This window comes from Corallococcus llansteffanensis (assembly GCF_003612055.1).
GTDB classification, from domain to species: domain Bacteria; phylum Myxococcota; class Myxococcia; order Myxococcales; family Myxococcaceae; genus Corallococcus; species Corallococcus llansteffanensis.
This window is the reverse complement of the sequence record NZ_RAWB01000122.1, coordinates 1-19,768: the sequence shown is the minus strand read 5'-3', so window position 1 is coordinate 19,768 and position 19,768 is coordinate 1. Positions and strand designations below refer to the sequence as shown.

At 70.7% G+C, this 19,768-nt stretch carries 18 protein-coding genes; 15 read left to right on the top strand and 3 right to left on the bottom strand.

All coding sequences use genetic code 11. The features are described from left to right. Positions 1-250: 250 nt before the first annotated feature. Positions 251-916, bottom strand: a complete 666-nt coding sequence (gene purN / locus D7V93_RS13925) for a phosphoribosylglycinamide formyltransferase (RefSeq protein WP_120643878.1) — start codon at positions 914-916, stop codon at positions 251-253. Next, complete coding sequence (purM, locus tag D7V93_RS13920; RefSeq protein ID WP_120643877.1) at positions 913-1,950, bottom strand: phosphoribosylformylglycinamidine cyclo-ligase; 1,038 nt, start codon at positions 1,948-1,950, stop codon at positions 913-915. Before purM ends, purN begins: the two co-directional genes overlap by 4 nt. 85 nt (positions 1,951-2,035) lie before the next feature. Between purM and D7V93_RS13915 the strand changes: the two genes are divergently transcribed. The 12 genes from D7V93_RS13915 (at position 2,036) to D7V93_RS13860 (ending at position 16,805) form a co-directional block, all read left to right on the top strand. Further along, positions 2,036-4,405, top strand: coding sequence for a CHASE2 domain-containing protein (locus D7V93_RS13915; protein ID WP_158623740.1), 2,370 nt, complete (start codon positions 2,036-2,038; stop codon positions 4,403-4,405). Positions 4,406-4,497: 92 nt separating this feature from the next. Beyond that, positions 4,498-5,148, top strand: a complete 651-nt coding sequence (locus D7V93_RS13910; RefSeq protein ID WP_120609677.1) for a Crp/Fnr family transcriptional regulator — start codon at positions 4,498-4,500, stop codon at positions 5,146-5,148. Between the two features lies 1 nt (position 5,149). Further along, a complete protein-coding gene (locus D7V93_RS13905; protein WP_120643875.1) occupies positions 5,150-5,905 on the top strand; it encodes an MBL fold metallo-hydrolase in 756 nt (251 codons plus the stop codon). 96 nt (positions 5,906-6,001) lie between these two features. Then, the gene (gene accD / locus D7V93_RS13900; protein WP_120643874.1) at positions 6,002-6,853 is read left to right on the top strand and encodes an acetyl-CoA carboxylase, carboxyltransferase subunit beta; all 852 of its coding nucleotides are present in this window, start codon (positions 6,002-6,004) and stop codon (positions 6,851-6,853) included. A gap of 10 nt (positions 6,854-6,863) precedes the next feature. Continuing rightward, positions 6,864-8,177: a bifunctional folylpolyglutamate synthase/dihydrofolate synthase gene (locus D7V93_RS13895; protein ID WP_208723020.1), complete on the top strand. Its 1,314-nt coding sequence runs from the start codon at positions 6,864-6,866 to the stop codon at positions 8,175-8,177. Positions 8,178-8,186: 9 nt separating this feature from the next. Further along, on the top strand, positions 8,187-9,458 hold the full coding sequence (locus D7V93_RS13890) for an alpha/beta fold hydrolase (protein ID WP_120643873.1): 1,272 nt from the start codon (positions 8,187-8,189) through the stop codon (positions 9,456-9,458). A 92-nt stretch (positions 9,459-9,550) separates the two neighbouring features. Then, positions 9,551-11,083, top strand: coding sequence for an AMIN domain-containing protein (locus D7V93_RS13885; RefSeq protein ID WP_208723019.1), 1,533 nt, complete (start codon positions 9,551-9,553; stop codon positions 11,081-11,083). Between the two features lie 51 nt (positions 11,084-11,134). Then, positions 11,135-13,825, top strand: a complete 2,691-nt coding sequence (locus D7V93_RS13880) for an LPS-assembly protein LptD (RefSeq protein ID WP_120643871.1) — start codon at positions 11,135-11,137, stop codon at positions 13,823-13,825. Between the two features lie 68 nt (positions 13,826-13,893). Next, a complete protein-coding gene (locus D7V93_RS13875; RefSeq protein ID WP_014398120.1) occupies positions 13,894-14,244 on the top strand; it encodes a helix-turn-helix domain-containing protein in 351 nt (116 codons plus the stop codon). Positions 14,245-14,392: 148 nt separating this feature from the next. Then, entirely contained in the window at positions 14,393-15,127 is a 735-nt protein-coding gene (locus D7V93_RS13870) for a TetR/AcrR family transcriptional regulator (protein ID WP_120643870.1), read from the top strand. Next, positions 15,076-15,858: an enoyl-CoA hydratase/isomerase family protein gene (locus tag D7V93_RS13865; protein ID WP_120643869.1), complete on the top strand. Its 783-nt coding sequence runs from the start codon at positions 15,076-15,078 to the stop codon at positions 15,856-15,858. Before D7V93_RS13870 ends, D7V93_RS13865 begins: the two co-directional genes overlap by 52 nt. Before the next feature lie 53 nt (positions 15,859-15,911). Next, the gene (locus D7V93_RS13860; RefSeq protein WP_120643868.1) at positions 15,912-16,805 is read left to right on the top strand and encodes a beta-keto acid cleavage family enzyme; all 894 of its coding nucleotides are present in this window, start codon (positions 15,912-15,914) and stop codon (positions 16,803-16,805) included. Here the strand turns inward: D7V93_RS13860 and D7V93_RS13855 are convergent. After that, entirely contained in the window at positions 16,782-17,768 is a 987-nt protein-coding gene (locus tag D7V93_RS13855; RefSeq protein WP_120643867.1) for a M23 family metallopeptidase, read from the bottom strand. The two genes, D7V93_RS13860 and D7V93_RS13855, sit on opposite strands and share 24 nt — an antisense overlap. Before the next feature lie 314 nt (positions 17,769-18,082). On the opposite strand from D7V93_RS13855, the gene D7V93_RS13850 reads away from it, so the two are divergent. The 3 genes from D7V93_RS13850 to D7V93_RS13840 form a co-directional block, all read left to right on the top strand. Continuing rightward, positions 18,083-18,592: a hypothetical protein gene (locus D7V93_RS13850; RefSeq protein WP_120643866.1), complete on the top strand. Its 510-nt coding sequence runs from the start codon at positions 18,083-18,085 to the stop codon at positions 18,590-18,592. 22 nt (positions 18,593-18,614) lie between these two features. Further along, a complete protein-coding gene (locus tag D7V93_RS13845) occupies positions 18,615-19,379 on the top strand; it encodes an endonuclease/exonuclease/phosphatase family protein (RefSeq protein ID WP_120643865.1) in 765 nt (254 codons plus the stop codon). A 147-nt stretch (positions 19,380-19,526) separates the two neighbouring features. Then, the coding region (locus D7V93_RS13840; RefSeq protein ID WP_147451172.1) for a phage holin family protein at positions 19,527-19,768 on the top strand (242 nt) is incomplete at its 3' end.

Here is a 19,768-nt window from a genome sequence, read left to right as displayed (position 1 = left end):
GCCGCGCCGTCGCGGGCTGAAGCCTCGGACGCCTGCGCTTGCTTTGCCGCGCCGTCGCGGGCTGAAGCCTCGGACGCCTGCGCTTGCTTCGCCGCGCCGTCGCAAGCTGAAGCCTCGGACGCCTGCGTTGGCTCCGTCGCGCTGTCGCGGGCCGAGGCCTCGGATGCCTGCGGTGCCACACTGTCGCGGGCCGAAGCCGTGGTGGTCGCAGCGGGGTCCCCGGAAGCAGGCCCCCGTGCCGCGTCCTGTTTCACTTCGGGGCACCCGGACTGCGCAGCGCGCGTCCATCTCCCGTGACGATGGCGTCCACCCGCGTGCGCAGCCCGTCCAGCGTCACCGCGCCCGTCACGACCAGCCGCACCGCGAGCGGATACAGCCGGTGCTCCTCCGCGAGGATGCGCGCACTGAGGCTCGCCTCGTCATCCTCTGGCAGCACCGGCACCGCCGCCTGCGCGATGATGGGCCCCGTGTCCGTGCCCGCGTCCACGTAGTGCACCGTGCACCCGGCCACCTTCACGCCACGCTCCAGCGCCTGCCGCTGCGCATGCAACCCCGGGAACGCGGGCAGCAGGGAAGGGTGGATGTTCAGCACGCGCCCGGGGAAGTGCTTCAGGAAGTCCGCGCTCACCAGCCGCATGAAGCCCGCCAGGCACACCCACTCCACGCCCGCGTCGGCCAGCACGCCGCGCAGCGCGGCCTCGAAGTCCGCCTTCGCTCCGAAGTGCTTGTGATCCACCACCTCCGCGCGCACGCCCGCCTGCCGCGCGCGCTCCAACGCATAGGCGGTGGGCACGTTGGACACTACGCACGCCACCTCGGCCGGGAAGTCCTCCTGCCGGGCCGCGTCGAGCAGCGCCTGCAGGTTGCTCCCGCCGCCGCTGACGAGCACCCCCAGCCGCGCCCGGCGCGCGCTCATGGGTCGATGACCGCCGTGGCCTCGCCCTGGCCCGCTTCCACCCGGCCCACCTCGGACGCTTCCACGCCCCGGCCGCGCAGCACCTCCAGCGCCTTCGCCACGTCCTCCTTCGCCACTACGACGATGAGGCCCAGGCCCATGTTGAACGTGCTGAACATCTCGTCGCGCGCGACGCCGCCTGTCTTCGCGATGAGGTCGAAGATGGCCGGCTTCTTCCACGAGGCCTCGCTCAGCACCGCGCGCGTCCCGTCCGGCAGGCACCGGGGCAGGTTGCCCGGGATACCGCTGCCCGTGATGTGCGCCATGCCCTTCACCTTCACCGCCTGGCACAGCGCGAGCGCGTCCTTCACGTAGATGCGCGTGGGCTCCAACAGCGCGTCACCCAGCGGGCGGTCCAGCCCCAGGGGCGTCACGTCCAGCGGGAGCTTCGCGTCGTCCAGCAGCACCTTGCGCGCCAGCGAGTAGCCGTTGCTGTGCAGGCCCGACGACGTCAACCCGATGAGCGCATCCCCCGGCTTCACCGTCTTGCCGTCGATGATGGCCGAGCGCTCCACCACGCCCACGCAGAAGCCCGCGACGTCGTACTCGCCCCGCGCGTAGAAGCCCGGCATCTCCGCCGTCTCCCCGCCCAAGAGCGCGCACCCCGCCTGCTCGCACCCCAGCGCGATGCCCTTCACCACCTCCGCCGCCGCGTCCACCTCCAGCTTGCCGGTGGCGAAGTAGTCGAGGAAGGAGAGCGGCTCCGCGCCACAGGTGAGGATGTCGTTCACCGACATGGCGACGAGATCGATGCCCACCGTGTCATGGCGCCCCGCGAGGAAGGCCACCTTGAGCTTGGTGCCCACCCCGTCGGTGCCCGCCACCAGCACCGGCGCCTGGTACTTGCCGGGCGGCAGGGCGAACAGACCGCCGAACCCACCCACCCCGGCCAACACCTCGGGGCGCGTGGTGCGCGCGGCATGGGGCTTGATTCGTTCGACGAACGCGTCGCCGGCCTCGATGTCTACTCCGGACTGCTTGTAGGTCGTTCCCACGGGCCGGCCTTGTATCCCTCCCGGAGCCCCCTGTCTCGGGCCTCGGAGCCCCGGTGTCGGGTTTGCGGCTACCATGCCCCCCGGCATGAAGACCGTCCTGTCACGCCACCGCTTCGAAGTGCTCGCCCTCCTGGTGGCCGCGCTCTTCTGTGGCCTCCACGCCTGGGTGGAGGCCACGCCCGCCATCGGCCTCGTGTCCGACGGCGCTCCGCCCGTGCCCCTGCTGGTGCGCGGCGTCCACGTCCTCGAAGGCCGCGTCACCGACACCCAGTTCCGCCTGCGCGGCCCGCGCGCCCCCCACCCGGACGTCGCGGTGGTCGCCGTGGACGAGCGCAGCGTGCAACGGCACGGCCGCTGGCCCTGGCCCCGCGAGAAGCTGGCCCTGGCCATGGATCATCTGCGGGACGCGGGTGCCACCGCCGTCGGCCTGGACATGGTCTTCGCCGACGCGGACCCCGCTGCCGCGTCCCAGGTCCGCGCCGAGGCCGCCCGCACCCTGGACCGCGTGCTCCAGGAGACGCCGGAGGTCTTCACCGTGGCCCCGGCCCTCGCCACCTGGAGGAAGGAGCTGGCCGCGAGCGCCACCCACACCGGAGATGCCGCGCTGGCAGCCGCGCTCGCGCGCACGCCCCAGGCCGTGCAGGGCGTCATCGTCTATCCGTCCGGCGACCAGGCCCTCTTCGCGGCGCAGGAACAGGAGCGGGCCCCGCTCCTCGCGCCGCACCTGTTGCGCCATTTCTTCAGCCCCCTCACGCCCGCCGCCGGCATCGCGCACGACTTCGCCGGGGTGCCCGGGTGGCGCAACCACTCCGCGCAGACGCCGCTGCCGGAGCTGGCCCGCGCCAGCGCGCGCCTGGGCTTCTTCAGCGCCGTGCCCGACGCGGACGGGACCCTGCGCAGGCTGCCCCCGCTCGCGAAGCTCGAAGGGGCAGGGGGCTTCCTGCCGTCGCTCGATGTGCAGGTGGCCGCCGCCTACGTGGGCGCCGAGGCCGTGGAGCCGATGCTGGACGTGGACACGGGCCGGCTCGTGGGCCTGCGCCTGCGACGGCAGCACCATGCACACCGCTACGTCCCGCTGCCGGAGTCCGAGCCCTTCCTCCTGGTCAACTACCCGGGCGACGCCAGCGTCTTCCCCACGCTCAGCCTGGGGGACGTGGTGGACGGCCGGTTCGACGCGGCCGCCGTGCGCGGCAAGGCCGTGCTGGTGGGGCTCACCCTCACGGGCAACTTCGACCAGCGCGTGACGCCGTTCCGCGAGCTGGAGCCCGGCGTCTTCGTCCACGCGGCCGTCCTCTCCAACATCCTCCGGCAGGACTTCCTCACCCGGCCCGCCATGGCGTGGCGACTGGAGGCGGCCTTCATGCTCGCGGCGGCGTTGCTCCTGGCCCGGCTGCTGCCGCGCGTGCGCACCGCATGGATGCTGGTCGCGGCGGTGGTGCTCGTGGGCACGTACCTCCAGGTGGATCAGACCCTGTTCGGCATTGGCATCCAGGTGGCCACGGTGGTGCCCGTGGCCTCGCTGATGACCACCGCCGTGGGGCTCCTGTTCCTGAGCTACCTCTCCGTGGACCACGAGAAGGCCCGCCTGCGCCACGCGTTCCAGCACTACCTGGACGCGAGCGTGATGGAGCAGGTGCTCGCCCATCCGGAGCGGCTCAAGCTGGGCGGCGAGCGCAAGGAGCTCACCGTCCTCTTCTCCGACATCCGAGGCTTCACCACGCTGTCGGAGCGGCTGTCCCCGGAGCGCCTGGTCGCCCTGGTCAACGAGTACCTGACCCCGATGACGGACGTCGTCTTCCGGCACGGGGGCACGCTCGACAAGTACATCGGCGACGCCATCATGTGCTTCTGGGGCGCGCCGGTGGATCAACCGGACCACGCGCTGCGCTCCTGCCGCGCGGCGCTCGCGTTCCTGGACACGCTCCACACGCTCAACGCCCGCTGGCGCGAGTCCGGCCAGCCGGAGGTCGACATCGGCGTGGGCATCCACACCGGCTTCATGAACGTGGGCCACATGGGCACCCACGACCGGTTCAACTACACCGTGATGGGCGACGCGGTGAACCTCGCCTCCCGCCTGGAGGGCCTCAACAAGGAGTACGGCACCCGCGTCCTCATCTCCGAGCACACCCACGCGCTCGTGAAGGACCACGTCACCGCCCGCCGCCTGGGCGCCGTGCTCGTCAAGGGCAAACGCGAACCCGTGGGGCTCTACGAGCTGCGCGCCCTGGGAGCGCCTTCGCCCGCGGACGCGGAGGCCCTCGCCACCTTCGAGGACGCCCTGACGCGCTTCTCCGCCCGCGACTGGGACGGCGCCCAGGAGCGCTTCCAGGCCGTGCTTGCCCGCTGGCCAGAGGACCCCGTCTCACGCCGCTACCTGGACGCCGTGGCCGCCCACCGCCTCCAGCCGCCTCCCGGGGACTGGGACGGCGTCTTCACCGCGACGACCAAGTAGGTCGGGCGCAGGGCAGGGCGCCCAGGCAGCCGGCGATATCGCTCTCGCGATATTTGACCGGTGGGGTGGGGGCTGATTGACTCGTTGGTCAGATGGGCGCCGAGGAAACCCTCTTTCAAAGATTTGGCAAGGAGTTCCCCAAGGGCACCGAGCTCTTCCGTGAGGGAGAGATCGGCAAGGAGATGTTCGTCATCCAGTCGGGGAAGATCGCGATCTCCAAGCGCGTGCGCGACGTGGAGAAGGTCCTCGCCGTGCTGGGGCCGGGCGAATTCTTCGGGGAGATGGCCATCATCTCCAACAAGCCCCGGAACGCCTCCGCCGCAGTCTACGACGACGCGAAGCTGCTCGTCATCGACCCCAAGACGTTCGAGGCGATGATCCGCGGCAACGCGGAGATCGCCGTCCGGATGATCAAGAAGCTGGCCGAGCGCCTGTCGGAGGCGGACGCGCAGATCGAGAACCTGCTCCACGGGGACCCGGCCAGCCGCGTGGTCCACCAGATCCTCCAGGCCTGTCAGACGCGGGGCCGGCCGCTGGAGGAGGGCGTGGAGATCGACTTCGCGGTGCGCGAGATGCCCCGGCAGATCGGCGTGGGCGAGCCCGCCGTTCGCAGCATGTTGGACCGGATGGAGCGCGCGGGGCTCATCGAGCGCAGCGGTGACAGACTGACCGTGTATGACACGGCCCGGCTGCATGACTTCCTCAACTACCTCGAGATGAAGTGGAAGTTCGGAGACCTCTAGCGTGAAGCTGCAAGTCCTCGGGTGCCACGGTGGCGAGCTTCCCACGTGCAGGAGCACCTGCTTCCTCGTGGATGACGTGCTCGCGCTCGACGCGGGCGCACTCACCGGGACGCTCACGCTGGAGCAGCTCTGCAAGGTCGACGACATCCTCGTCGGCCACAGCCACTTCGACCACGTGAAGGACCTGCCGCTGCTCGCCGACCTGGTCATCGGCCGCAGGGACAGGCCCGTCACCATCCATGCCTCGCGAGAGTGCGCCAAGGCGCTGCGCGAGAACATGTTCAACAACGCCCTCTGGCCGGACTTCACCCGCATCCCCACGCGCCTGAAGCCCGTCCTCGCCATCAAGACCTTCCGCGCCGGCAGCACCTTCCAGGTAGGCCCCTACACCGTGAAGAGCGTGCCGGTGAGCCACCCCGTGGAGTCGTGCGCCTTCATCATCTCCGACGGGAAGTCCTCGCTCGCCATGAGCGGCGACACCGGCCCCACGGACAAGCTGTGGAAGGCCCTCAACGCCACGAAGGACCTGAAGGCGCTGCTCCTGGAGGCCAGCTTCCCCAACAGCCTCCAGGCCCTGGCGGACATCTCCGGCCACCTGACGCCCGCCACCGTGGGCTCGGAGCTGCGCAAGTTCGACCGCAACGGCGCCCAGGTGATGCTCTACCACCTGAAGCCCGCCTTCGTGACGCAGCTCAAGAAGGAGCTGGCCCCGCTGCCCGTCAACGTCCTGGAACTGGGCGAGACCTTCCAGTTCTAGCAGGCTTCTGGCCCCCGTCCCGCGGGGGTCGTGCCGCGGCGCGCCGTACGGGGGTATTGACGGTGGGCGGCAGGCGGATTAACCCCCGGTGCCCTCATGGCCTGGTTCTCCAAGAAGCCCCGCATCGCCGTCGAAGCCGAGCCCGCCGCAGAGCCCCAGCCGTCCCGCATGCAGGGCCTGTGGGCCAAGTGCGAGAGCTGCGACGAGATCATCTACCGTCAGGAGCTGGAGAAGAACTGGATGGTGTGTCCGCACTGCGAACACCACCACGCCTGGACGGCGCGCTCGCGGCTCGCGGCGACGTTGGATCCGGACTCCTTCGAGGAGTTCGACAAGGAGCTGGAGCCGCTGGATCCGCTCGGCTTCAGTGACACCAAGAAGTACAAGGACCGCCTGAAGTCCACGCGCAAGAACCTGGAAGAGAACGACGCGTTCATCTCCGGCGTGGGCCGCATCGAGGGCCACCAGGTCTCCCTGGGCTGCTTCCTCTTCGAGTTCATGGGCGGCTCCATGGGCTCGGTGGTGGGTGAGAAGGTGACGCGCGTGTTCGAGCGCGCCTACGAGCTCAAGTGCCCCGCGCTGGTGTTCTCCGCCTCCGGCGGCGCGCGCATGCAGGAGGGCATCTTCTCCCTGATGCAGATGGCGAAGACGTCCGCGGCCATCGCGCGCTTCCGCAACAGCGGCAAGCCGTACGTGTCGGTGATGCTCAACCCCACCACCGGCGGCGTGGCCGCGTCCTTCTCCTGGCTGGGCGACATCATCCTCGCGGAGCCGCGCGCCCTCATCGGCTTCGCGGGCCCGCGCGTCATCGAGCAGACCATCCGCCAGAAGCTGCCGGAGGGCTTCCAGCGCTCGGAGTTCCTGCTGGAGCACGGGATGATCGACGCCATCGTCCACCGCAAGGAGCTGCGCACGAAGCTGGGCCAGATCCTCGGCCTGCTGGGGTAGGGCGCCCCTCATGGACGCGCCCTCCACCCCCGAGGAGGCCCTGCGCTTCTTCCAGGCGCTCAACCCCTCCGGCATCAAGCTGGGGCTGGAGCGGGTGAAGGACGCGCTGGCCGCGCTGGACCACCCGGAGCGCGACTACCCGGCGCTGCACGTCGCCGGCACCAACGGCAAGGGCAGCACCTGCGCCTTCGTGGCCAGCGCGCTCCAGGCCGCGGGCCACCGGGTGGGGCTCTACACGTCGCCGCACCTGGTGCGCGTCAACGAGCGCATCCGCGTCGCGGGCGACGACATCCCGGACGACGTCTTCGGGCAGCGCATCCTGGAGGTCCTGGAGCGCTACCCCTCCGCGCTGTCGGATCCGATGACGTACTTCGAGTTCGGCACCGTGGTCGCCCTCTGGCACTTCTCCCGCGAGCGCGTGGACGTGGCGGTGCTGGAGACGGGCCTGGGCGGACGGCTGGACGCCACCAGCGCCGCGAACCCCGTCGTGACGTGCGTCACCCCCGTGTCCTTCGACCACATGGAGTACCTGGGCCACACGCTCCGGGAGATCGCCGGGGAGAAGGCGGGCATCTTCAAGGCGGGCGTGCCGGTGGTGCTCTCGCGGCAGGACCCCGAGGCCCTGGACATGCTCCTGCTCCGCGCGGAGCAGCTCGGCGTCCCGGTCCGCCTGGAGGGGCGCGACTTCGAGTTCGACGTGCGCGACACCGGCAGGCTTGCGTACCAGGGGCTCGCCTGGACGCTCGAGGACCTGACCCTGTCCCTGCGGGGGCCCTACCAGCGACAGAACGCCGCGGTAGCGCTGGCCTGCCTGGAAGAGCTCCAGGCCCGGGGCGTGGCGGTGACCCCGGAGGCCGCCCGCGTGGGGCTGGCCACGGCGCGCTGGCCCGGCCGGCTGGAAGAGGTGGCGGCGCGTCCCCCGGTGGTGGTGGACGGCGCGCACAACCCGGCGGGCGTGGCGGTGCTGCTGGAGGCCCTGCGCGCGCTCTACGCGGGCCGGCCCCTGCACCTCGTGTTCGGCGTGGTGGCGGACAAGGACCGCGGTCCGATGATGCGCGCCCTCTTTCCGCTGGCGACCTCCGTCCACCTCACGCCCCTGGACACGTCCCGCTCGCTCGCCCCGGAGCGCTACGCCGACGAAGCGCGGGCCTTGTGTTCACGGGTCGTCGTGCACGGCTCCCTGGAGGAGGCCCTCGCGGGTGCGCGGGTGGATGCGGACGGCACCGCGGACGGGCTCGTGTTGTGCACGGGCTCATTGTTCCTGGTAGGTGCGGTGAAACGATTGCTCGCACGAAACCTTGGCGCGATGCAGCACCGGCAGTAACTTTGAAACATGCGCTTGCCGGACTGGAGATCGGCTCTACCAGGCCCTCCGATGCCCACCGTCGATGAAGTCGACTTCCGGCAACTGTACTCAAAGACGAACTACGTGGTGGAGACGGCGGACGGATGGTCGCTTGTCATCACGCGCTACCGGCCGGTGAAACAGGCCTTCGCGCAGCCGCTGTTCGGTGAGCCCCTGTTGCTGGTGCACGGCTTCTCCCAGAACCGGCACACCTGGACGAGCGGCCAGTTCGTCAAGAACCTCCTCTTCTTCGGCGTGGACATCCACATCCTGGAGCTGCGCGGGCACGGCAAGAGCTCCATCGCCTTCCAGAAGGAGCGCGCCGAGCGCTTCAAGCGCCCGCTGCCCACGGACCTGGACTACGGCTGGGACCTGGACAGCTACTTCCTCTACGACCTGCCGGCGGCCGTCTCCGGCGTCAAGCGCATCACCCGGCGCGAGCGCGTCTTCTACTGCGGCCACTCCATGGGCGGCATGCTGGGCTACGGCTACGCCGGCATCCACGACGACTTCGAGGGGCTCATCACCATTGGCGCCCCCGCGGACCTGGGGCGTGGCTTCATGCTGCTGCGCATGCTGGCGCACGGCTCGCCGCTCGTGGCGAGCGCGGTGGACCTCACCCTGGGGGGCATGAACCTGGAGCGCCGGGCGAGCGCGTTCGGCAAGGGGCTCCTGGCGAAGGGAGCGGGCGTCTTCAGCCCCAGGCTCCAGAAGCGCCTGGCGGCGGATACCCCCAAGTCGCTCGTCTTCAACGCGGTGCCGGTGGACGTCGTCCTCAAGTTCGTGGAGCGGCAGCTCGCGCAGGCGGATGACTCGCCGCTGTATCAACGTTTCACGCGCAAGCTGAACCGGCTCGTCAACACCGAGCGCGTCAGCCGCGACGACATCCGCTGGCTCCTGCGCGAGGGCGGCGAGCGCGAGCCGCGCAAGGTGATCGAGCAGTTCGCCCGGTGGATTCGCCGGGGCGAGATGGTCTGCTACCGCACCGACTACGACTTCAAGCGCGGCTTCGGGAAGATTGAGATCCCCATGGCCATCATCTTCGGGGACCTGGATCCGCTGGCGTCGGTGGAGTCCACCCGCAGTGTGTATCGCGCCGCCAGGAGCGAGTACCTCCTGTGGCGGCCGGTGAAGGGCAACAGCCACGTCGAGCTCACCATGGGGCACGACATCCGGCAGATCTGCTACGACATCAAGAATCTCATTGAATACACACGCACGCACCGCACGCGTTCGCCCGTGCTGCCCCGCTTGCGTTGAAGCTCGGACGTTCCCGCCGGCCTGAAAAGTTGGAGCGCCCCGGCTGCGTGCTAGCTTCCCGCCCCTCTGGCGAACGTCAACGGGAGTGGTCGATGAAGGCCTTTGCGGTGTCGCTGCTCGGATGGGTGCTCGTGCCCCTGGTGGCGCTGGCGCAGCAGTCGGCGCCGGCGGACCTCAACACCATCACCGGCATCACCGTCAGCGGTGGGACGGTGGAGATCTCCGGCAACAAGAAGCCGGACTTCAACAGCTTCACCATGACGGACCCGCCCCGGCTCGTCATCGACGTGTCCGGCGCCGTCTTCCAGGGCGTGGACGCCGAGATCCCGGTGGCCAACGGCACCGTGACGGGCATCCGCACCGCCATGTACGGCACGGAGTCCGCGTCCATCGCGCGCATCCTCATCGGCTATGAGCGCGAGGTGGAGACGGACATCCAGGCCGCCGGCAGCAAGCTGGTGGTGAAGGTCCTGGGCGCCGGAGGGGGCACCGCGGTCGCCGCCAACACGCCGCCTCCGCAGCAGCAGCAGGGCACGGCGGAGATCGCCTCCGCGACCAACACCCCCACGGGCGCCAATGCCCAGGACGCGGCCCGCGCCGCCGCGTCGGACCGCGACGCGCAGGACAAGGCCGCGAAGGCCGCCGCCGACGCCGCCCGCGCGGACCGCGAGAACCAGGAGAAGGCCGCCGCCGAGGCCGCCGCCCGCGCCAAGGAGGACGCCGAGTCCGAGCGCAAGAAGCAGGAGGAGGCGCGGCTCGCCTCGCAGCGCCAGGACGCCGAGCGCCGCGCGGCGGAAGAGGCCGCCATCGCCGAGCGCAAGCGCCAGGAGGAGGACGCCCGCGTCGCCGCGAAGCGCGCGGAGGACGAGCGCCGCGCCACCGAACAGGCCGCCGCCGAGGCGAAGCGCCAGCAGGCCGAACAGGCCCAGGCGTCCGCGAAGAGCTCGGCCGAGGAGCGCCGCGCCGCCGCGCAGGCCGCCGCCGAGGCGAAGCGCGCGGAAGCCCAGGCCGCCGCCGAGGCGAAGCGCCAGCAGGCCGAGGAGGCCCGCACCGCCGCCGCCGATGCGAAGCGTCAGAAGGCCGAGGAGGCCCAGGCCGCCGCCCAGGCCCGCCGCGAGGAGCAGCAGCAGGCCCGCGTCGCCGCCGCCGAGGCGAAGCGCCAGCAGGCCGCCGAGGCCCGCGAGCGCCGCCAGGAGCGCACGGTGGCCTCCCGCGAGTCCACCGCGCGCCCCAGCCAGGGCAGCGCCGCCGCCGCGCCGCGAGAGGCCCGGCAGAGCGGTGGGGGCTCCGCGTCCTCGCGTCGCAAGACGATGACGCTGGTGGGCTTCCAGCAGCAGCCGGACAGCTCGCGCGTGTTCGTGCGCACCAACGAGCCCGTGCGCTACACCGTGAACGACGCCGGCAACCAGGTGGTGCTGGAGCTGGAGAACACGCGCGTGGTGGAGTCCAACAACACGCTGCCCCTGGACACGCACTTCTTCCCGTCGGCGGTGTCGCGCGTGGAGGCGGTCCCCGGCGCGGGCCACACCGTGCGCGTCGTCATCCAGCTGAAGCAGGGGGTTCGCTACCAGACACGTCAGGAAGGCGGGCTCATCACCCTCGACTTCCCGCGCCCGGGCCGGTAGGACGGGCAGGGCGCCGTTGCCGGCACGGCGCCCACCGCCGACCCACCCCGCATGACCTTCCTTGCTCCGGTCGCCCTGACGCTCCTGGTGTCGGCCCAGATTCCGCTGGCCACCCAGGTGGAGCTGCCCACCGGCGAGGTGGTGGAGCTGGCGGCCGACTACGTCATCTACGAGTCGGACATCCTCACCGCGCGCGGCCACTGCGAGCTCAGAAGCGGCCCCAACGTCCTGCGCGCGGACGAGGTGACGTACAGCGAGGCCACCCAGGTGGCCACCGCCACCGGCAACGTGATGTTCGTCAGCGGCATGATGGCCGCCATCGCGGACGACGTGCGCGTGGACCTGCGCTCCAACGAGGCCAGCGTGAAGGGCGGCCTCTTCATGCAGAAGAAGGGCGTCACCCCCGAAGCCCTCCAGGCCGCCAAGACCCCGGAGGAGTTGCGCAAGCTGGGGGAGACGCCCGTCCTGATGAGCGGCACGCGCATCCGCCGCACCGGGGAGGCGGCCTTCTCCGTGGACGGGCTCGCCTTCACCCCGTGCCAGTGCGGCCCGGGTGAGCCGGGCTGGCGCGTGGAGGCCAAGGAGGCCAACGTCGTCATGGGCGAGCGGGCCATCCTCACCTGGCCCGTGGTGTACGTGCGCTCCGTGCCGGTGTTCGCGCTGCCGTGGCTGTACCTGCCCCTGGCCGAGCGGCGCACGGGCCTGCTGATTCCGCGGCCGTCCAACTCCGGGCTCAACGGCTTCGCGCTGGACGTGCCCGTCTTCGTCACGCTGGGGGAGAGCTACGACCTCACCTTCACCCCGGGCTACTACACGGGCGGCGGGGACGTGGACGGCCCGTTCAAGGACGCGGAAGGCAAGCCCATCCGCGAGACGCGCCCCAACGGCGTGAAGGGGCCCCGGCTGCTCACCGAGTTCCGCTACGTCCCCAGCGACCGCACGCGGGGCCGCGCCACGCTGGGCTTCCTCTACGACCTGCGGCCCCGCCTGGATCCCATCACCTGGGGGTTCTTCCGGGTCTACGACCGGTCCAACCCGGATGCGCCGGTGCAGACGCAGGAGATCGTCCAGGACCGGCGCGGGCTGCGCGGCGAGGCGTCCTGGCAGCACACGCAGGACCTGGGTGACGGCTGGCACGACCGGGTGGACGCGTACTTCGTGTCGGACGGCTTCTACACGCGCGACCTCACCGCCGACGTGCTCGTGCAGAACTACAGCTACCTGCGCAGCACGGCCGTCGTGTACCAGCGCCAGGATGACCGCTACCTGGGCCTGGACGTGTCGCTGCGCCAGGACCTGCGCTACCCGTTCCGCTTCTTCCGGCCGAACACCATCCCCGCGGAGGCCACCCCGAACAACGTGGCGGTGGACCCGCATGGCCCGACGACCTTCCAGCGGCTGCCGGGAGTCACCCTCGCGCTGCCGGACCGGCCCCTGTTCGGGGGGCTCGCGACGGGCGGGCTGCAGGTGGAGTACAGCCGGCTTTCGCCCCTGCGCAGCGCCTACGCGGATGACGGCCGGGACGGGACCTTCGCGCCCTACGGCCTGTGGCGCCCCGCGTCCGCGCCGCTGAACTTCAACTACTTCGCGCTGCCCAAGGACGACCTGGAGGGCAACGGCCTCTTCGACGCCACGGAGCGCGAAGCGCGCGACCGCGTGTCGCTGCGCTCGCGCGTGTCCACCTCCTACGGGCTGGGCACCTGGGCCCGGCTGACGCCCTCGGTGGGAGTGCGTCAGGACGTCGCCGTGGGCGAGTTCTCCGGCCGCACCTATCAGCGCGGCTACCCCCTGGCGGACCTGGTGCTGGACTCGCAGCTGGCCCGCACCTTCACGGACAAGGACACGCTCTACCGCCACACGCTCTCGCCGTCGGTGGCCCTGCGCTACGTGCCCGGCGGCTGGGGCCGGGGCTTCATCGCCACGAGGCCGGAGGGCTCCGGCACCGTCCCGCTCCTCTACGACGAGCTCGACGCCGCCGTGCCGCTCCAGCCCGACGGCAGCGTGCGCGGCTTCCTCCACGCCGTGGTGGCCGTGGACCAGACGCTGCGCGTGCGCAAGGGCCCCACGAACCGCGAACCGCTGCGCCTGCGCGTCGGCCAGGGGTTCGACCTGTCCCGCCATGCCCCCGTCGCGGGCCGCGACACCGTGCGCGGCGGCGTGCTGCGCGACACCTTCGCGCGCCTCTCCGCCAGCGCCGGCGTCCTCACCGCGGGCGGGCTCGTGCGCATGGACCCCACGACGGGGGACATCACGCAGCTGGGCGCCGACTTCACCATCGACAACGGCCGGGGCAACGCGCTGTACGCGCGCTATGACGACCTGCTCGCCGTGAAGCAGCTGTCCCTGGACAGGGGCCTGGATCCTTTCGCCCAGGGCCCCGACTTCGTGCGCCGGGGCGTGGACATGTTCGTGGGAGACGCACCTCGCCCCCTGCCATCCCACACCGATCAGCCCGACCCCTCTCCGACCGAACGGGCCCAGGCCCTCACTGTAGGTACGCGAATCAAACTCGGATTCGGGCTCGGGTTGCGATACGAAGCATTGGTGCAGCCTCTGTATAAGGACTTGAATTCCCAGGAAAGTCAGCCCCTTGCACAGCAGACCTTCGGCGTGTCCTATGGACCGGCGTGTGACTGCTGGCGAATCGAGGGGGTGATGATCCTGCGGCGCAATCAGTCGCCGGAATTCGCCGGCATCAACCTGAGTGTCGCCGGCTTCGGGTCCTTTGGTTCAGGTGGGTAGGAATCACCCGCCGTGCGCGATGGTTGCACTCACCTCGGAACATTCCCCTCCCCCAGGAGAAGTCTTTCGTGTCGGACCTCGGAAAAAGAATTGGCCAGCGCATTCGCGAGCTTCGCACGCAGCGCCCGGAGCGATGGACGCAGGAAGAGCTCGCAGAGCGCGCACAGATCAGCGTGTCCTTCCTGTCGATGATCGAGCGCGGCGAGCGTGTACCCCATGTGGAGACCCTCGCGGCGCTCTCCAATGCCCTCAGTGTCAGTCTCGGTGAGCTCTTCACGGGCACCGAACAGACCCCCGCACAGACGGAGGACCTGCTGCGTCCCCTGTCGGACTTCGCCCGCGCCCGGGGCCTCAACGCCCGCGACGTGGACCGTCTCCTGGGCGTGGCCCGGGTGATGTTTAACGGCTCGGCTGCCTGAAGTCCCTCCAGGCAGGCCCCTGCCCGTGAGTGCCTTCCGCCCGCCACCCCCTCGGCGTGGCGGGAGGCCCCACGTAAGGATTGACGTCGGAGCCCTGCGTCCGTAGCGTGGCTGATTGATTCTTGAATCAACCAGCCGTGGAGGACGCGTGGGCCAGCAGAAGTCGGCGCCAGAAGGCGGGACGCGGGAGAGCGAGCGTCGCCGGACCATCCTGCGTGCCGCCATCGACGTGTTCGCCCGCAAGGGCTACCACGGCTGCCGCATCGCGGACGTCGCCAAGGAGGCGGGCGTCGCGTACGGGCTCGTCTACCACTACTTCAAGAACAAGGACGAGCTGCTGGAGACCGTCTTCGAGACGGGCTGGAGCGGCTTCATCGCCCGCGCGCGCCTGGTCGCGGAGAGCGAAGGTCCGCTCGTGGAGAAGGTGCGCCGCATCGCGGACGTGGCCTTCGAGGCCTACCGCGTCGACCCGCGCGCGGTGAAGGTCCTCATCCTGGAGATCGCCCGCAGTCCTGCGGGTGCCCGCATCAACCGGCAGACGGCCTTCGTGGACGTCATCCGCCTGAGCGCGCAGATGTTCACGCGCGCGAAGGAGGCGGGTGAATTGCGCCCGGACGTGGACCCGCTGCTGGCCTCCGCGCTGCTCTTCGGCTCCATCGAGATGGGCCTCACGGCCTTCGTCGTGGGGCTCGCGGACGCGCGCGACACGGTGATGCTGGAGCGCGCCAAGGCGCAGATCGCCGACTCCTTCCTTCACGGCGTCCTCGTCTCCCGGAGTGAGCCGCCGCAGGGCGAGCTTCCGAAGAGCGAGGCCTCTCCAGAGGTGTCCCCATGGAAGCGGGAGAAGTCCGGTACGAAGTCCAAGGCCCCCAAGCGCACCTGACCATCGACCGGCCGAAGGCGCGCAACGCGCTGTCGCCGGGCGTCATCCAGGGACTCAGCGACGCGCTGGAGCGCGCGGACGCGGACCCCGCCGTGCGCGTGCTCGTGCTCACCGGCGCGGGGGAGAAGGCGTTCTGCGCGGGCGGGGACCTGGGACAGTTCGGCGGAGACGGCGGCTTCCTGGCCACCCACGAGGGCCGGCGTGCCTACGGGCGGCTGCTCACGCGCTTCCAGGACGTGCGCAAGCCTACCGTGGCCCGGGTGAACGGACATGCGCTGGCGGGCGGGCTGGGTCTGGTGCTCGCGTGCGACCTGGCCGTCGCCGTGGAGGGCGCGGACCTGGGCACCCCTGAAATCGACGTGGGGCTCTTCCCCATGATGATGATGGCGCTCCTGCAGCGGCACCTGGGCCGCAAGCGCGCCCTGGAGCTGGTGCTCACCGGGGACCGGCTGCCCGCGCGCGAGGCGCTGGCGCTGGGGCTGCTCAACCGGGTGGTGCCGGCCGCGGAGCTGGACGCCACGGTGGCCACGCTCGCGGGGAAGCTCGCCGGCAAGAGCCAGGCGGTGCTGGCCCTGGGCCGCCGCGCCTTCTTCACCGCGGAGGACCTGCCGCTGCCGGCCGCGCTGGAGTTCCTGGCGTCGCAGCTGTCGCTCAACGTGCTCTCGGACGACACGGCCGAGGGCGTGACGGCCTTCCTGGAGAAGCGCCCCCCGCAGTGGAAGGACCGCTGAAACCCCTTCGCAGCTTTTCCCCCAACGGCTTCTCCTGAAGGAGGTCTCGATCCATGGCTTCGATGAACGACAAGGTCATCGTGACGTGCGCGCTGGACGGCGTGCTGACGAAGCGCGAGCAGTGTCCCTACATCCCGTACTCGCCGGAGGAGCTGGGCGAGGAGGCCCGCCGCGCGTACGAGGCGGGCGCGGCGGTGGTCCACATCCACGCGAGAGATCCCGTGACGGGCGACCAGTCGTGGAGCAAGGACATCTACCGGCAGATCCGCGACGAGGTGCGGAAGCGCAGCCCCATCATCGTCAACTTCTCCACCGGCGGCTTCAACATGGGCGTGGAGTCCGACGATGAGAAGCGCTCGCGCCTGGAGTACGTGCACGAGGTGGGGCCGGAGATGGCCGCGCTCAACATGGGCTCGATGAACTACGCGAAGTATTCAGAGAAGCGCAAAGGCTTCGTCTTCGACTTCGTGTTCCCCAACCCCTTCTCCGACATCCTGATGGCCGCGGAGGCGATGAAGCGCGGCGGCAGCAAGCCGGAGCTGGAGTGCTTCGACGTGGGGCACATCCACAACGCGCAGCCGCTCCTGGCCATGGGCGCGCTCAAGCCGCCGCTCCAGTACAGCTTCGTGATGGGCGTCCTGGGCGGCGTCGCGCCCACGGCGGAGAACCTGGCGCACATGGCGCGGCAGGTGGGCCCCACCGACACCTGGGAGGTGATTGGCATCTCCCGCGTGCAGTGGCCGCTCTTGATGGCCGCGCTGGTGCTGGGCGGCAACATCCGCGTGGGCCTGGAGGACAACTTCTACCTGGACACCCAGGGCAAGGAGATGGCCAAGGGCAACGGCCCGCTGGTGGAGAAGGCCGTGCGCATGGCCCGCGACGCCGGCCGCGAGCCCATGACACCCGATGAGGCGCGCCGCGCGCTAGGGATTCCCCAGGCCTGGTGAGCTGGTCGCGACGCCCGGCGTCTCCTGCGCGCCCAGGAAGTCCAGCTTGAGCAGCGTCTGGCCATCCACCCACCGGTCGTCCGCCTTCACGCCCCAGTGGAGGTGGGGGCCGGTGACTCGGCCGGTGCTGCCCACGAGGCCCAGCTCGTCGCCCACCTTCACCTTCGCGCCGTCCTTCACGTGGATGCGCGACAGGTGGAAGTACGCGGTGTAGAGCCCCGCGCCGTGGTGCACGAGCACGGTGTTGCCGGAGGCGTAGTTGTCGCGCGCCATCACCACCGTGCCGTCGTTGGCGGCGAGCACCGGCGCGCCCGGGTCTCCGTCCAGGTCCACGCCGAAGTGCTGGCTCTGCAGCTTGCCGTTGAACGAGCGCCGGTCGCCGAAGGGCGCCGTCACCTCGTCCTTGCGGGGCCACGCGAAGTTCTGCCCGAACAGCGGCGCGCGGAACGGCTGCGCGAACGCCGCGGCGAACGCCTTGCGGTCCGCCTCCATGCGCGCCTTCACCGACTTGGGCGGCGACACGTACTTGCTGGCCACGCGCAGCTCTCGCTCGCGGTAGCCCGGCGCGCCCACCTCCAGCGAGCCCGACAGCGCCACCGGCAGGCCCCGGCCGGGGGCCATCACGTCCACGCCCACCGTGCCGGCGGGCTGCTCCACCGGGAGGCTGGTGAGGGCCGCGTAGCCGTCCTGCCACGCGAAGAAGCGCAGCGGCCGGCCGTCGAGCGTCCCCGTGGGCAGCCCGGACGCGCCGCGCACCGTCACCAGCACGGGGTCTCCCGGCTTCGCGCTGACGGGCTGCAGCGACAGGTGGGGGCCGCTGACGGGCTTCACCGGCAGCGGCGCCATCTCTCCCCGGGCGACGGCCGGAGGGGAGGCGGGCGACGGGGTGGCCAGCACCGAGGGACCGGAGGCGAGCAGGGTGAGGAGCAGGAAGCGGGACGCGGAATGATTCCGGGCGGGCATGGGCCGTTCTTTACACCACACACGCGCGGAACCTTCCCGGAGCGGCGTCACGGGTGTTGGTTGTCTGCTTCTCTGCTTTGAAGGGCTCGGCCGGATGCCTCCTGGTGGACGTCCGGCCGGCCGTCCCGGAGGCGGGCGTCGAAAGCGTGACATTGTCGGTACTTGCGTGCCCTGGGAGGCGAAAGCTTGTTCTTGGCCGGACGAGCGGCAGGCAGCCTTCCCGGTTCCACGGTGTCAAGGCGTTACGGACGACGAGGGGCTCCCTAGCTTCAGTCCATCAACGCAGCGCATCGATTTCGGAAAGGAGAGCGCGCATGCCTCGCTCCTACAGCTTCGACCACTTCCAGGTTCCCAAGACGCTCCCCGTGCAGAAGCGCGGCCTGCGGCAGCGCGACAAGGAGCAGCTGGTCCAGTCCTCGCGGGTGACGGTGGACGACCACGAGGGTGTCCACTACGGCAAGAGCCACGCGCAGACGGAGGAGATCTTGATGGCGCGCAAGATGGAGCTCCAGCTCGAGGAGCTGGCCCGTCCGGAGCCCGACGCCAAGTTCTCCCACGCGCAGCCGGCGCGCGCGAACGCCAGGAAGCAGCGGCAGGAGGCCGCGGTGCCCGCCATCGGGACGACGGCGCCCATCGGTGCCCTGCCCACCACGAAGGAGCCGCTGCCCTCGCAGGGCGGGCTGTCGGACCTCGTCGGCGACGCGCGCCGGCAGCTCAAGGCCATCCAGACGGGCGTGGGCGACGTGGCGTCAGCCGTGCAGCGGCTGGCCTCGCTGCCCCTGGAGGTGGTGCGGCTGGCGGCCCGGCGGATCATCCCGGCCTGAGAGAGGGGAGGGTGGACGACGCGTGGAGCTGACCCTCGTCTCCTACAACATCCACAGCGGCATCGGCGTGGACGGGGCCTTTGACCTGTCCCGCGTGGGCGCGGTGCTCCGCGAGGTGAACGCGGACATCGTCGCCCTGCAGGAGGTCGGTGACTTCCGGGGCAAGACGTCCCGGGAGGACCAGCCGGAGCACCTGGCGGAGATGCTGGGCATGCACATGGCGTTCGGACCCAACGTGGTCCGCAACGGCCGGCGCTACGGCAACGCCATCCTGAGCCGGCTGCCGGTGCTCAAATCGAAGAACTACGACCTGAGCGTGGCGGGCCGCGAGCCCCGGGGCGCGCTCCGGTGCGACCTGGACCTGGGGGACAGCAAGCAGCTCCATGTCTTCTGCCTCCACCTGGGCCTGTCGGTGAGTGAACGGCGGCGGCAGGAGTCGCTCCTGCTGTCCGCCGACCTGCTCCGGGACGCGGCGCGCAAGGACCCCATGGTGGTGTGCGGGGACTTCAACTCCTGGGGCAACGGGCCGGTGTCGTCGCTGGTGCGGGAGGCCATCCACGACGCCGCGTTCGAACTGGGCGCCGCCGCGCGCACCTACCCGACGCGGCTGCCCCTGTTCCGGTTGGATCGCATCTACGTGGACTCAGGCGTGCGGCCGGTGTCGGTGACGCCGCACCGCACGCCGCTCAGTCGGGTGGCGTCGGACCACCTGCCGCTGGTGATGCGCTTCGAGGCGCCCATCTCCGTGCAGCCGCCCATCGCGCCACCGGTGCAGCTGATCGGCTAGGCTCCACCGGGTCCGGAGGGTTCTCGCGTTGAGTGGCCGACGCTTGCGAACGCCGGACAGTTTTCTCGCGCCGTGGTTGTCGCGGCGCGGAGGGGTGCCTAGGTTGGCGCCCACGCGCACAGGACGTGAGCGTCGGCCGGAGAGCGCATGCACGTGGGCAGTGAACAGACGGATCGCGGCGTCGCCGCACTCGTCGGGCGCATGGCGGACGGCTTCAGCAAGCTGGTGACGCAGCACCTGCAGTTGGCGCGGCTGGAGATCGCGGAGGACGCGAAGGCGGTGGGCCTGGACGTGGCGAGCATCGCCGTGTTCGTGCCCTTCCTCCTCGTGGGCTACGCGTTCGTCTGCGGGGCGCTGGCGGCCGTCCTGGCCACGTGGCTGGGGTGGGC